Below are 13,895 nucleotides of genomic sequence, written 5' to 3' on the forward strand. Positions count from 1 at the left end.
CCACCTGCGGTGGCGCCGTGTCCGGGACCGATCGGCGAACGCGCCGACTGGTGGTGGTACACACCCTTCCAACCCCACCCACCACCAAACAACTAGCTTGATGCGGTACCGGTCACTACCGGCAAAGCTTTGAAGCTCAAAGATGTTGCGGCATCCAATAACCGAACATGCCCGGCCGCCTACCGCGTCGTCCGTGCGGTGCCCGACACCCGCAAAACCTATAGCGGCGGCAGCTGCCCCTTGGCTATCAGCGTCTGCAGCTCGACGTACTCGTGCAGCCCCTCCGGCCCGAACTCGCGGCCGATGCCGGATTGCTTGAAGCCGCCGAAGGGTGCGCCGATGTCCAAGGTGTACATGTTGATGCCGTAGGTCCCGGTGCGGACCGCAGCCGCGACCTGCAGGCCATGCTCGATGTCGGCGGTCCACACCGAACCGGCCAACCCGTAATCGGTTTCGTTGGCGATGCGGATCGCGTCGTCCTCGTCGCGGTAGCGCAGCACGGTCAGCACCGGACCGAAAATCTCCTCCCGGGCGATGCGCATGTCGTTGGTGGCGTCGGCGAACAACGTCGGCTGCACGTACCAGCCGCGCTCGGACGGGCTCTGCTCGCCACCGAGCACGACGCGAGCGCCCTCGCTGCGGCCGGACTTGATGTAGTCCTGGACGCGGCGCTGTTGCCGTTGCGCGACAAGGGGTCCGATGTCCGTCGACTCGTCGGCCGGGTCGCCGACCTTGAGCGCCGACATCATGCCGGCCAGCGCGTCGACGACCTCGTCGTGCTTGCGGTCGCTGACCAGAATCCGGGTCTGCGCCACGCACGCCTGGCCGTTGTTCATCAGGCCCGCGGACTTCAGGCCGGCCACCGTCTTGTCAATGTCGGCGTCGTCGAGGATGATGGCCGCGGACTTGCCGCCCAGCTCCAAACTGACCCGCTTCAGCTGCTCGCCGCACAGCGCGGCGATCCGGCGCCCGACGGCGCTGGAACCGGTGAACGCGATCTTGTCCACGCCGGGATGGCGCACCAGCGCTTCACCGACATCCGGACCGCCGGGCAGCACCGACACCACGCCGTCGGGCAACCCGATCTGCTCGATCATCTCGGCCAACCACAAGGCGTCCAACGGGGTTTCGGGAGCGGGCTTGATGATGACCGTGCAGCCCGCGATCAGCGCCGGGATCAGCTTGGGCATGATCAGAAACTGCGGTACATTCCACGGCACGATCGCCCCGACCACTCCGACCGGAGCTCTGCGCAGGTGCACCTCGCCGAGCACGCCCTGGCGGCGTTCCTGCCACGGGAACTCGCGGGCGGCGGCCAGCGACAGGTGCATCAGCGCCGCCGCGGCCGCACCCTGGCCCATCCGGCTGAAGCTGCGCGGCGACCCCATCTCGTCGGTGATGAGATCGGCCATCTCGTCGGCGTGGGCGGCATAGATTCCGGCGAGCTGTTCGACCTTGGCCATCCGTTCGGCATGGCTCAGCCGTGGCCACGGACCGTGATCGAACGCGTGCCGTGCGGCGGCGACGGCCGCCTCGACGTCCTCGGGGCCGGCGACTTGGACGTGCCCGACCGGCTCCTCCGAGTGCGGCGAGATCACCGCGAGCTGCTGGGGATTGGCCGGCTTGCGCCACTGGCCCCCAATGAACACCTCGTTATAGGAGCGATGGCCGGAAGTCTCTGTCATCGGGGCACTTCCTCAGGGGATCGGACCGCGACCGCAATTTCGCTATTCACGCTAACATAGCGAAAAAAGCAGCGAGGCCCGATATGACCAGCGATTGGCGCAGTTACCCGTTTCAGTTGGTGCCCGGCGACGACCAGTTGGAGTTTCCCGCCGCGGAAGGCGAACATGCCGACCAGGAATCGGACACCTGGTTCATCGCCGGCCAGCTCGACGCCGCCGAGACCGATCGATCGTTTGCCTTCCTGACCATCTTCAACAAGAACCGGCCCGGGGGCACGGTGGTCGCGGACTTCTACACGCTGGCGCTGTTCGACCTCGACACCGGCGACTACGGCACCTTCACGGACTACGACATGCCGCCGGCCAATATGGAGCCGGGGACCCAGCCCAAGCTGACGATGGCGTCGGGCCACCTCGACATCAACTATCACAGCGGCGCGGGTACCGCGTCGTGGACGACCAGTCGTAACGGCGATGGCGAACTGTTGCCCTACACGTACCGCGTGAGCCTGGTCGGAACGGATCAGTCCGGCCGGCCCATGCGACTGGATCTGGCCGTATCACCAACGCGCGCACCGACACCGGTGGGTGCGTCGACGTACAACGGAAAGATCGTCTGCTTCGGTCAAAGCGACACCTATTCCTATTTCCAGACCGGAATGGCGATGACCGGCACCTTGCGCTGGGGGGACGTGGTGGCGCAGGTGTCCGGCACCAGCGGGCACGTCGACAGGCAGTGGTTCCCGAAGTACGCCGGCGGAGGTGGATCCGGGGGAGACCCGCGGGCCAGGTCGCACGAATGGCGCACGATCAACTTCGACAACGGCGTCGACCTGAGCATCTGGCGCCAGTTCGACCGCACAGATGGCAATGCGCTGCAACCGTTTACCGGCATCACGACAAGCCACCCAGACCCCACGATCGCGCCGCAATGCGCCGAAGACATCGAGGTCACGGTCAGCAGCTACGTGCGATGGCCGGAGGCCATGCGACCGCTGGTGCGACCACTCGCCCCGGCGCGGTATATGCCGGATCGGCACCGGATCACCTGTCCCACACTGCAATTAGATCTCGTTGGCGAGCCGCTGGTGTCCGCCCCGGCGCACGGGCTGCCGATCGAATACATGGAAGGCCCCTACCGCTACCGTGGGACCATGTGGGGAGAACCGGTGACGGGCTTCGCGTTCAACGAACGCTCGCTGGCGCTATACCGGGATTGGGAACTCGTCGAGGTGCTGTCCACCACTGTCGCGAACCTGTCACCGCCGGAGCCCCGACTGCAGAGGATGGTGGATCAGCTGGTACCCCTGGTGGCCGCCGGGCGCCGCAAGGACGCCGTTGAGCTGCTGTTCAGCTCGGCGCCCGTCGAAAACGACGCGCTGGCAAAGCTTCTCGACGATCTTATCGCGGTGCTGTCAGTCGACGGCGGCTGAGCGCAAAAGCGCGCGGGCCCACGTGATGTGCCGATGCTGCAAACCCGGCTCGTTGCGGCCGAACACCAGGTGATCGCGGACTCCGGACTCCAGATTGGCTTGCAGCCGCTCGACCAGCCGGTAGTCCTCGTCGCGCACGGTGGCATGTGCATATTCGAAGATGGCCTGAGCCCCGGCGGCCACCGCCTCGTCGGAGAGGTCCTGCGGAGTTGCGTTCTGGTGCACGGTGATTGACCTGCCGGGCCGGTCGCCGGGGTAGACGCGGAACAGCTCACCGTTGGCGATGGTCACCGACAGCACGATGTTGGGGAACAGCGCATAGATCACCACCATGTTGTGGAACGGATTCCACTGATCCTCCGGCACGTCCTCGAGCTCGAGGATGGTGTTGAGCGGGAAGATCAACCGGTGGTGCGGCCCGTAGGAGTCGAACAGCGTGCAGTTGCTGCGCGCAACGGTGGCGAAGGTCTGTTGATGGACGGTGGCGAAATGGTAATTCTCGGCGAATGTGTCGATGGCCAGTTTCCAGTTGATCGCGGAGTCCAGCACCTTCTCGCCCAGCGGCGACCAGCGCCCGATGCCCCAGGAGTCCAGTTCCTCGGCGAGCGGGCCCAGGTGTGCGGCCACATCCAATGTCGCCCCGGGATCCAATGCCACCCAAAGGAATCCAGCGAACTCGGTGGCTGGGAGTTCGGTCAGGCCGTCGGACTTGACGGTCACTTCCGGGAACCCCTCACGCCCCGGAAGTGCCACCAAGTGCCCGGTGTTGTCGTACGTCCAGGCGTGGTAGGGGCAAGTGAACCGCTTGGCGATGCCGCATCCCGTCGCCACCTGTGACTGGCGGTGCAGACACACGTTGTCGAACGCCTTGACCGATCCCTCGGAGGTTCTGGTCAGCAGGACGGACCGCCCCATCACCGTCTTGGTGCAATACGCGCCGGGGACGGGAAGTTCCGAGACATAGCCGACCAGTTGAGGACTGGCAAGCAGCATGGCGCGATCCCGGTCGTGTCGCTCGATACCCGTGTAGTCCCGCGCGTCGACGGTGTGCTGGCCGGGTGCGAGGTCGGTCGTCTTGTCCCGCGCCAGTTTCAACGCGCGCCGGGTCAGGTCGATCAGCTGACCGTGTTGCATCCGCCCAGTACAGACCTTGTAACAGTTGTAAGGTCAAGGAGTGGCTGAGCAGTTGCTGATCGGCGACGTCACGGCCTTGACCGGCATCGCTTCCGGCCGTATTCGCCATTACGAGAAAATTGGGCTGCTGCGCGCAGAACATCTGTCCAACGGCTACCGCGTTTTCGGCGTCGAGCAGGTTCTCGATTTGTTGCGCATCGACCTGATGCGAAGCCTCGGTGTCGGTATCAACGACATCGCCCGGCTGATGGAGGGCGGACACAGCACGCTGGCCGGCCTGCTCGACCAGCACCGTACGCTGCTGATCCAGGAACGTGAGCGGCTCGACCAACTGATCCGGGCCATCGACGAATCCTGCGCCGCCACCCAGTGTTCCGGCGCCGACCTCAACGAGCACATCCTGCACCGGTTGGCGACGACGCACCGCGACAGCATTGGCGTGATCGGGCGGCTCAGCGCGCCGCTGTCGGCGCCCGTCGCCGCGATGTACGCGGACCTGTTCGACGAGTGGGAGCTACCGGTTCCCGCCTTGTTCGGGCAAATGGTGCTGCCGAACGCGGCCAGCACGTTGCTGTCGCGACTGGCCGAGACGCCGGGCCACGAGGTGCTGTTCGGTCGCTTGCGCAACCTGGCCGCCGACGTGATCGCGCTGGGCGACGACGAGTCGGCGGCGGCGGAGCTTGCGCGCCGTTGGATCGACGAGCAGCTGACCGACCCCCTGCCCGACGACGTGGTCGGCGTGCTGCGGGGAGTGCAACCGCTCTTGGAGCACGACCCGGTGATCGTGCAGGGGTTCCGCGCCTGGGCGGCATCGATCAGCCCGGCGGCAGCGCTGTTCATCGAGGAGATCGCCCAGCAGACCGCTCGTCGCGGACTGGAGGCGGTGAGCGTCATCGTGCTGCCCGCGCCCCGATCCGTTCAAACGAACGATGCGGCACTGTGATGCACATGTGACTCGTGTGATCAATGTGTCACATGGGGTCTATGTCGTACCCTGTGGCTTGTGTCCTCCGTTTCGCGACGTGACCTGCTCAAATTCGCGGCCGCAACCCCCGCCCTGCTGGGCCTGGGCGCCGCGGGCGCAGCGCTGAGCGCCGCACCGGCGTCTGGCTCGCTGGGCACCCTGCTGGACTACGCGGCCGGCGTCATTCCGGCCAGCCAGATCAGGGCCGCGGGCGCGGTGGGGGCGATCCGGTATGTCTCGGACCGCCGCCCCGGCGGCAATTGGATGCTCGGCAAGCCGATCCAGGTCGCCGAAGCGCGTGACCTCAACAGCAATGGGCTCAAAATCGTGTCCTGCTACCAGTACGGCAAGGCCAGCACCGCGGACTGGCTGGGCGGTGCCAGCGCGGGTCTGCAGCACGCGCAGCGCGGGATGCAGCTGCACGCCGCGGCCGGTGGGCCCGCCAGCGCACCCATTTACGCCTCGATCGACGACGATCCCTCCTACGAGCAGTACAAGAGCCAGGTGGCGCCGTACCTGCGGTCGTGGGAGTCGGTGATCGGTCATCAGCGCACAGGCGTGTACGCCAATTCGAAAACGATCGACTGGGCGCTGCACGACGGATTGGGCTCTTACTTCTGGCAGCACAACTGGGGTTCACCCAAGGGGTACGCTCACCCGGCGGCCAACCTGCACCAGGTTGAAATCGACAAACGCAGCGTCGGCGGGGTCGGCGTGGACATCAACGAGATCCTCAAGCCCCAATTCGGGCAGTGGGCCTAGTCTCCGATCCCGCCGTCCGGCCCGGCCCGGACGCCGACTCTTAAAGTTTCCAGCAAACACTCGTTCGCTCGTTTTCCCGACGGGTGCACGCGGCCATCGGCCGTCCGATGCCGCCGAGGGCGCCGCGACGGCACTCCGCGGCGCAAAATTTTTATGTAACGATTCGATAACAAGACTGCTTTGATCTGCGCAGTTGTAGCTACTCGACCGTAACCACCTGCACGCAGCGGGTTTGTGAATCGGCTCCGCGCCGTAGGTGAAACCGCGTGTTACCCAGGACACGGTTACCCATGCGTAGAACTCACCAGTAACCAATCAGCACGCGAAACAAGCGCCGATCCTTATGACACTCTTAGTACAGCCGATGGAGTCCGTCGCGCCGCCGTGCACCACTCGGGCGGTCCGCCGACAACACACCGGCCAGCCGTTTCCCGGCTAGTGATTCGACGCTGAACCACGCCGCATCGACGCCAAGCCCGCCAGGCGGTGGTGACCGCCAGACGACGAGACCTAAAGACGCATACAGGGGAGACAGACAAGGTGACGATCCACGAGCACGACCGGGTGTCCGCTGACCGCGACGGCCAAGGCAAGGCCCCACACGCCGGGGACACCCACGCCCTTGTCGACCGCCTGACGGCCGGCGAGCCCTACGCGGTCGCATTCGGTGGCCAGGGCAGCGCCTGGCTGGAGACCCTCGAAGAGCTGGTGTCGTCGGCCGGTATCGAGTCCGACCTGGCAACGCTGGTCGGCGAGGTGAACCTGGTCCTCGAGCCGGTGGCCAAGGAGCTCGTCGTGGTCCGCCCGATCGGTTTCGAGCCGCTGACCTGGGTGCGTGCCCTGGCGGCCGAAGATCCGGTCCCCTCGGACAAGCACCTGACCTCGGCCGCGGTGTCGATACCGGGCGTGCTGCTCACCCAGATCGCGGCCGTGCGCGCGCTGGCGCGCCAAGGGATGGACCTCAAGGCGACGCCCCCGGTGGCCGTGGCCGGACATTCCCAGGGCGTGCTCGCCGTCGAGGCGCTCAAGGCCGGGGGCGCCCGCGACGTCGAGCTGCTGGCGTTGGCCCAGCTGATCGGCGCGGCCGGGACCCTGGTGGCCCGCCGGCGCGGCATCTCGGTCCTCGGCGACCGCCCGCCGATGGTGTCGGTCACCAACGCCGACCCCGACCGCATCGGCCGGCTGCTCGACGAGTTCGCGCAGGACGTGCGCACCGTTCTGCCGCCCGTCCTGTCCATCCGCAACGGCCGCCGTTCGGTCGTCATCACCGGCACCCCGGAACAGTTGTCCCGCTTCGAGCTGTACTGCCAGCAGATCTCGGAGAAGGAAGAGGCCGACCGGAAGAACAAGCTGCGCGGCGGTGACGTCTTCGCGCCGGTCTTCGATCCGGTGCAGGTCGAGGTGGGCTTCCACACGCCCCGGCTGGCCGACGGCATCGACATCGTCGGCGGCTGGGCCGAGAAGGTCGGCCTGGACGTCGAGCTGGCCCGCCAGCTCACCGAGTCGATCCTGGTGCGTCCGGTCGACTGGGTGGAGGAGATCACCCGGGTCAACGACGCGGGCGCTCGCTGGATTCTTGACCTGGGCCCCGGCGACATCCTGACCCGGTTGACCGCGCCGGTGATCCGCGGCCTGGGCGTGGGCATCGTGCCGGCCGCCACCCGCGGTGGTCAGCGCAACCTGTTCACCGTCGGGGCCGTCCCCGAGGTGGCGCGGGCGTGGTCGAGCTACGCCCCGACGCTGGTTCGCCTGCCCGACGGGCGGGTCAAGCTCTCGACGAAATTCACCCGGCTGACCGGCCGTTCGCCAATCCTGCTGGCCGGCATGACCCCGACCACCGTGGACGCCAAGATCGTGGCCGCCGCGGCCAACGCCGGTCACTGGGCCGAGCTGGCCGGTGGCGGGCAGGTCACCGAGGAGATCTTCGCCGACCGCGTCGAGCAGCTGGCCGGGCTGCTCGAGGACGGCCGCACCTACCAGTTCAACGCGCTGTTCCTGGACCCGTACCTGTGGAAGTTGCAGGTCGGCGGCAAGCGGCTGGTGCAAAAGGCGCGCCAGTCCGGCGCGGCCATCGACGGCCTGGTCATCAGCGCCGGCATCCCGGATCTGGAGGAGGCCGTGGAGCTGATCGAGGAGCTCGGCGAGGTCGGCATCAGTCACGTCGTCTTCAAGCCCGGCACCGTCGAGCAGATCCGCTCGGTGATCCGCATCGCGACCGAGGTGTCCACCAAGCCGGTGATCGCGCACATCGAGGGCGGGCGCGCCGGTGGTCACCACTCCTGGGAAGACCTCGACGACCTGCTGTTGGCGACCTACTCGGAATTGCGGTCGCGCCCCAACATCACCGTCTGCGTCGGCGGCGGCATCGGCACGCCCGAGCGGGCGGCCGAATACCTGTCCGGGCGCTGGGCGCAGGCGTACGGCTTCCCGCTGATGCCCATCGACGGCATCCTGGTCGGCACCGCGGCGATGGCCGCCAAGGAGGCGACCACCTCGCCGTCGGTCAAGCGCATGCTGGTCGAAACCCAGGGCACCGACCAGTGGATCGGCGCCGGGAAAGCCTCGGGCGGAATGGCATCCAGCCGCAGCCAGCTCGGCGCGGACATCCACGAGATCGACAACAGCGCCTCGCGGTGCGGCCGGCTGCTCGACGAGGTCGCCGGTGACGCGGACGCCGTCGCGGAGCGTCGCGACGAGATCATCGCCGCGATGGCCAACACCGCCAAGCCGTACTTCGGCGATGTCGGTGAGATGACCTACCTGCAATGGCTGCAGCGCTACGTCGAATTGGCCATCGGCGACGGCGATTCCACCGCCGACACCGCCTCGCCGGGCAGCCCGTGGCTGGCCGACACCTGGCGCGACCGTTTCCAGCAGATGCTGCAACGCGCCGAGGCGCGGTTGGCCCCACAGGATTTCGGCCCCATCGAGACGCTGTACAACGACGAGGCCCTGCTGGAGAACCCCGGGGCGGCGATTGACCTGCTGCTCGACCGCTACCCCGACGCCGAGACGGTCCAGCTGCACCCGGCCGACGTGCCGTTCTTCGTCACCCTGTGCAAGACGCCGGGCAAGCCGGTCAACTTCGTGCCGGTGATCGACAAGGACGTGCGGCGTTGGTGGCGCAGCGACTCGCTCTGGCAGGCGCACGACGCCCGCTACGACGCCGACCAGGTCTGCATCATCCCGGGCACCGCGGCCGTCGCCGGCATCACCCGGATGGACGAGCCCATCGGTGAGCTACTGGACCGCTTCGAGCAGGCGGCCATCGACGAGGCGCTCGCCGCCGGACTGGAGCCCAAGGCCGTCACGTCACGCCGGACCGGTCGCGCCGACGTCACCGGGCCGCTGGCCGTCGTGCTGGACGCCCCCGACGTCCAGTGGGCCGGCCGCACCGCGACCAACCCGGTGCATCGCATCGCCGACCCCGCCGAGTGGCTGGTGCACGACGGACCCGAGAGCCGCCGCGCCACCCATTCGTCCACCGGGGCGCGGCTGCAGGTCGAAGGCGACCGCGTCGTCCTCAGTGTGCCCGTCTCGGGCACCTGGATCGACATCCCATTCACGTTGCCGCCCAACACCGTCGACGGCGCAACCCCGGTGGTCTCCACCGAGGACGCCGCCACGGCCATGCGGGCGGTGCTGGCCATCGCGGCGGGCGTCGTCGACGGCCCGGACTTCTTGCCCGCGGTGACCGACGGCACGGCCACCGTCACCGTCGACTGGGACCCCGAGCGGGTCGCCGACCACACCGGTGTCACGGCCACCTTCGGAGAACCGTTGGCGCCCAGCCTCACCACTGTGCCCGACGCGCTCGTCGGGCCATGCTGGCCGGCCGTCTTCTCGGCGATCGGCTCGGCCGTCACCGATGCCGGCGTCCCGGTCGTCGAGGGCCTGCTGAGCCTGGTGCACCTGGATCACGCCGCCCACATGGTCGGCGGCCTGCCGAAGGTCCGGTCCCAATTGACCATCGCCGCAACGGCTTCGGCGGCCATCGACACGGACATGGGACGCGTGGTCCCCGTCTCGGTGACCATCGCCGACACCGACGGTCAGGTGATCGCTACCCTTGCCGAGCGTTTCGCCATCCTGGGCCGCACCGGCGCCGCCGAACTGGCCGACCCGACCCGCGCGGGTGGTGCGGTCTCGCCGAACGCGACCGACACCCCGCGTCGACGCCGCCGCGACGTCTCCATCACCGCTCCGGTCGACATGCGTCCGTTCGCGGTGGTCTCCGGTGACCACAACCCCATTCACACCGACCGGGCCGCCGCGCTGCTGGCCGGCCTGGAATCGCCGATCGTGCACGGCATGTGGCTGTCGGCCGCCGCCCAGCACGCGGTGACCGCCACCGATGGCCAGGCCCGCCCGCCGGCGCGGCTGATCGGCTGGACCGCCCGCTTCCTGGGCATGGTGCGCCCCGGCGACGAGGTCGCGTTCCGCGTCGACCGTGTCGGAATCGACCAGGGCGCTGAGGTTTTGGAGGTCGCCGCCAAGGTCGGATCGGATCTGGTGATGTCGGCGACGGCCCGCCTGGCGGCCCCGCACACCGTCTACGCCTTCCCCGGCCAGGGCATTCAGCACAAGGGCATGGGCATGGACGTGCGGGCCCGGTCCAAGGCCGCCCGCAAGGTGTGGGACAAGGCCGACAAGTTCACCCGCGAGACCCTCGGCTTCTCGGTGCTGCACGTGGTCCGGGACAACCCGACCAGCATCATCGCCAGCGGTGTGCACTACAACCACCCCGAGGGCGTGCTGTACCTGACGCAGTTCACCCAGGTCGCGATGGCCACGGTGGCCGCCGCGCAGGTCGCCGAGATGCGCGAGCAGGGCGCCTTCGTGGAGGGCGCGATCGCCTGCGGCCACTCCGTCGGTGAGTACACCGCGCTGGCCTGCGTGACGGGCATCTACGAGCTGGAAGCCTTGCTGGAGACCGTGTTTCATCGCGGCTCGAAGATGCACGACATCGTGCCGCGCGACGAGCTGGGCCGGTCCAACTACCGGCTGGCGGCGATCCGGCCGTCGCAGATCGACCTGCCCGACGACGAGGTCCCGGGTTTTGTCGCGGAAATCGCCGAGCGCACGGGCGAGTTCCTGGAGATCGTCAACTTCAACCTGCGCGGTTCCCAGTACGCGATCGCCGGCACGGTGCGCGGCCTGGAAGCGCTCGAGGAAGAGGTGGAGCGGCGCCGCGAGATCACCGGCGGCAAGCGCTCATTCATCTTGGTGCCCGGCATCGACGTGCCCTTCCACTCGCGCGTGCTGCGGGTCGGTGTGGCGGAGTTCCGGCGGTCACTGGACCGGGTCATGCCGCGCGACAAGGATCCCGACGTCATCATCGGCCGGTACATCCCGAACCTGGTGCCGCGTCCGTTCACCCTGGACCGCGACTTCATCCAAGAGATCCGCGACCTGGTGCCGGCCGAGCCGCTCGACCCGATCCTCGCCGACTACGACACCTGGCTCGCCGAGCGCCGCATCGAGATGGCCCGCATCGTCCTGATCGAGCTGCTGGCATGGCAATTCGCCAGCCCGGTGCGCTGGATCGAAACCCAGGACTTGCTGTTCACCGAGGAGGCCGCCGGCGGTCTCGGTGTGGAGCGGTTCGTCGAGATCGGGGTGAAGTCCGCGCCGACCGTCGCGGGCCTGGCCACCAACACCCTCAAGCTGCCCGAATACGCCCACAGCACAGTCGAAGTGCTCAACGCCGAGCGTGACGCGGCGGTGCTGTTCGCCACCGACACCGACCCCGAGCCGGAGCCGGAGGACGAGCCGGCGGCGGATGATTCCGCCGCATCCGCGGCGGAGGCGGCGCCCCTGCCTAATGTCGCCCCCGCCGTCGCTCCGGCTGGCGCCGGAGCGGCGTCGGGTGCTCGGCCGGACGACATCGGGTTCGATGCCGCCGACGCCACGCTGGCGCTGATCGCGCTGTCGGCCAAGATGCGCATCGACCAGATCGAGGAGCTGGACTCCATCGAATCGATCACCGACGGCGCGTCGTCGCGACGCAACCAGCTGCTGGTGGACCTGGGCTCGGAGCTGAACCTGGGCGCCATCGACGGCGCCGCCGAAGCCGACCTGGCCGGGCTGCGCGCGCAGGTCACCAAGCTGGCTCGCACCTACAAGCCTTACGGCCCAGTGCTTTCCGACGCCATCAACGATCAGTTGCGCACGGTGCTGGGGCCCTCGGGTAAGCGGCCCGCCGCCATCGCCGAGCGGGTCAAGAAGACCTGGGAGCTCGGCGAGGGTTGGGCCAAGCACGTCACCGTGGAGGTCGCGCTGGGAACCCGCGAGGGCACCAGTGTCCGGGGTGGCGCCATGGGCCACCTGCACGAGGGTGCACTGGCCGACGCCGCCTCCGTCGACAAGGTGATCGACGCCGCGGTGGCATCCGTCGCCGCGCGGCGCGGTATCGCGGTGGCGCTGCCATCTTCGGGCGGTGGCGGCGGCGGTGCGACCATCGACGCCGCCGCGCTGGGTGAATTCACCGAGCAGATCACCGGCCGCGACGGCGTGCTGGCCTCGGCGGCGCGCCTGGTGCTCAACCAGCTGGGCCTCGACGACCCGGTCAGCGCCTCGGCTAGCCTGTCCAAGGCCACCGACGCCGAGCTCATCGACCTGGTGACCGCCGAACTCGGCGCCGACTGGCCGCGGCTGGTGGCACCGGTGTTCGATCCGAAGAAGGCCGTGCTGTTCGACGACCGGTGGGCCAGCGCGCGCGAGGACCTGGTCAAGCTGTGGCTGACCGACGAGGGCGACATCGATGCCTGGTGGGTGGAATTCTCGGAAAGGTTCGAGGGCGCAGGCCATGTCGTGGCCACCCAGGCCACCTGGTGGCAGGGCAAGGCCCTGTCCGCGGGTCGTCAGATCCACGCGTCGTTGTACGGCCGCATCGCGGCCGGGGCCGAGAACCCGGATCAGGGCCCGTACAGCAGCGAGGTCGCCGTGGTGACGGGCGCGTCCAAGGGTTCGATCGCCGCATCGGTCGTCGGGCGCTTGCTCGACGGCGGAGCCACCGTCATCGCCACCACGTCCAAGCTCGACGACGAGCGGCTGGCGTTCTACCGCGGGCTCTACCGAGACCACGCCCGGTATGGCGCGGCGCTGTGGGTGGTGGCCGCCAACATGGCGTCCTACTCCGACATCGACGCGCTGGTCGAATGGGTGGGCACCGAGCAGACCGAAAGCCTTGGGCCGCAGTCGATTCACATCAAGGACGCCCAGACCCCGACGCTGCTGTTCCCGTTCGCCGCACCGCGGGTCGCCGGCGACCTGTCCGAGGCCGGCTCTCGCTCCGAGATGGAGATGAAGGTGCTGCTGTGGGCGGTGCAGCGCCTCATCGGTGGGCTGTCAAAGATCGGCGCCGAGCGCGACATCGCGTCCCGGCTGCACGTCGTGCTGCCGGGCTCACCGAACCGCGGAATGTTCGGCGGCGACGGCGCTTACGGCGAGGCCAAGTCGGCGCTGGACGCCTTGGTGAGTCGTTGGCACGCCGAGTCGTCCTGGGCGGCCCGGGTCAGCCTGGCGCACGCGCTGATCGGGTGGACCCGCGGCACCGGGCTGATGGGCCACAACGACGCGATCGTGGACGCGGTCGAGGAGGCCGGCGTCACCACCTACTCGACCGACGAGATGGCGGCAATGCTGCTGTCCCTCTGCGACGTCGAGTCGAAGGTGGCCGCGGCGGGTGCGCCGATCAAGGCGGACCTGACCGGTGGGCTGGGCGAGGCCAAGTTCGACATGGCCGAGCTGGCCGCCAAGGCCCGCGAGCAGGCCACGTCGGCATCGGACGACGCGGCCGACGAGGCCGCCGCCGAGGGCACCATCGCCGCGCTGCCGTCGCCGCCGCGTGGCTTCACCCCGGCGCCGCCTCCGGAATGGGCGGACCTCGACGTCGACCCGGCCGACCTGGTGGTC

Annotated in this window: 7 protein-coding genes; 5 read left to right on the plus strand and 2 right to left on the minus strand. The window is 68.4% G+C overall.

The window, feature by feature from the left end; genetic code table 11:
* On the plus strand, nucleotides 1-96 hold a 96-nt coding region (locus tag A9W96_RS32495), incomplete at its 5' end, for a hypothetical protein (RefSeq protein ID WP_231999595.1).
* A gap of 122 nt (nucleotides 97-218) precedes the next feature.
* On the opposite strand, the gene A9W96_RS05190 is transcribed toward A9W96_RS32495, so the two are convergent.
* Nucleotides 219-1,685, minus strand: coding sequence for an aldehyde dehydrogenase (locus tag A9W96_RS05190; protein WP_066862552.1), 1,467 nt, complete (start codon nucleotides 1,683-1,685; stop codon nucleotides 219-221).
* Nucleotides 1,686-1,768: 83 nt separating this feature from the next.
* Between A9W96_RS05190 and A9W96_RS05195 the strand changes: the two genes are divergently transcribed.
* Entirely contained in the window at nucleotides 1,769-3,118 is a 1,350-nt protein-coding gene (locus tag A9W96_RS05195) for a secreted hydrolase (protein ID WP_067138257.1), read from the plus strand.
* Here the strand turns inward: A9W96_RS05195 and A9W96_RS05200 are convergent.
* Nucleotides 3,101-4,252, minus strand: a complete 1,152-nt coding sequence (locus tag A9W96_RS05200; RefSeq protein WP_067138259.1) for an aromatic ring-hydroxylating dioxygenase subunit alpha — start codon at nucleotides 4,250-4,252, stop codon at nucleotides 3,101-3,103. The genes A9W96_RS05195 and A9W96_RS05200 overlap by 18 nt on opposite strands.
* Nucleotides 4,253-4,292: 40 nt before the next feature.
* Between A9W96_RS05200 and A9W96_RS05205 the strand changes: the two genes are divergently transcribed.
* From A9W96_RS05205 to A9W96_RS05215, 3 genes are all read left to right on the plus strand, one after another.
* Nucleotides 4,293-5,195 (plus strand): MerR family transcriptional regulator, encoded by a 903-nt coding sequence (locus A9W96_RS05205; RefSeq protein ID WP_066862563.1) that lies wholly within the window; start codon nucleotides 4,293-4,295, stop codon nucleotides 5,193-5,195.
* A gap of 60 nt (nucleotides 5,196-5,255) precedes the next feature.
* Nucleotides 5,256-5,978 (plus strand): DUF1906 domain-containing protein, encoded by a 723-nt coding sequence (locus tag A9W96_RS05210; protein WP_066881015.1) that lies wholly within the window; start codon nucleotides 5,256-5,258, stop codon nucleotides 5,976-5,978.
* Nucleotides 5,979-6,518: 540 nt separating this feature from the next.
* Nucleotides 6,519-13,895: fatty acid synthase subunit beta domain-containing protein (locus A9W96_RS05215; protein ID WP_067138261.1), on the plus strand; the 7,377-nt coding region annotated here is incomplete at its 3' end.

The sequence above is a fragment of the Mycobacterium sp. 1245852.3 genome (assembly GCF_001669335.1).
GTDB classification, from domain to species: domain Bacteria; phylum Actinomycetota; class Actinomycetes; order Mycobacteriales; family Mycobacteriaceae; genus Mycobacterium; species Mycobacterium europaeum_A.

What these genes read in the sequence shown, in the direction of transcription:
- A9W96_RS05190 (WP_066862552.1), bottom strand. Translation starts at nt 1,685, where the DNA reads ATGACAGAGACTTCCGGCCATCGCTCCTATAACGAGGTGTTCATTGGG.
- A9W96_RS05195 (WP_067138257.1), top strand. Translation starts at nt 1,769, where the DNA reads ATGACCAGCGATTGGCGCAGTTACCCGTTTCAGTTGGTGCCCGGCGAC.
- A9W96_RS05200 (WP_067138259.1), bottom strand. Translation starts at nt 4,252, where the DNA reads ATGCAACACGGTCAGCTGATCGACCTGACCCGGCGCGCGTTGAAACTG.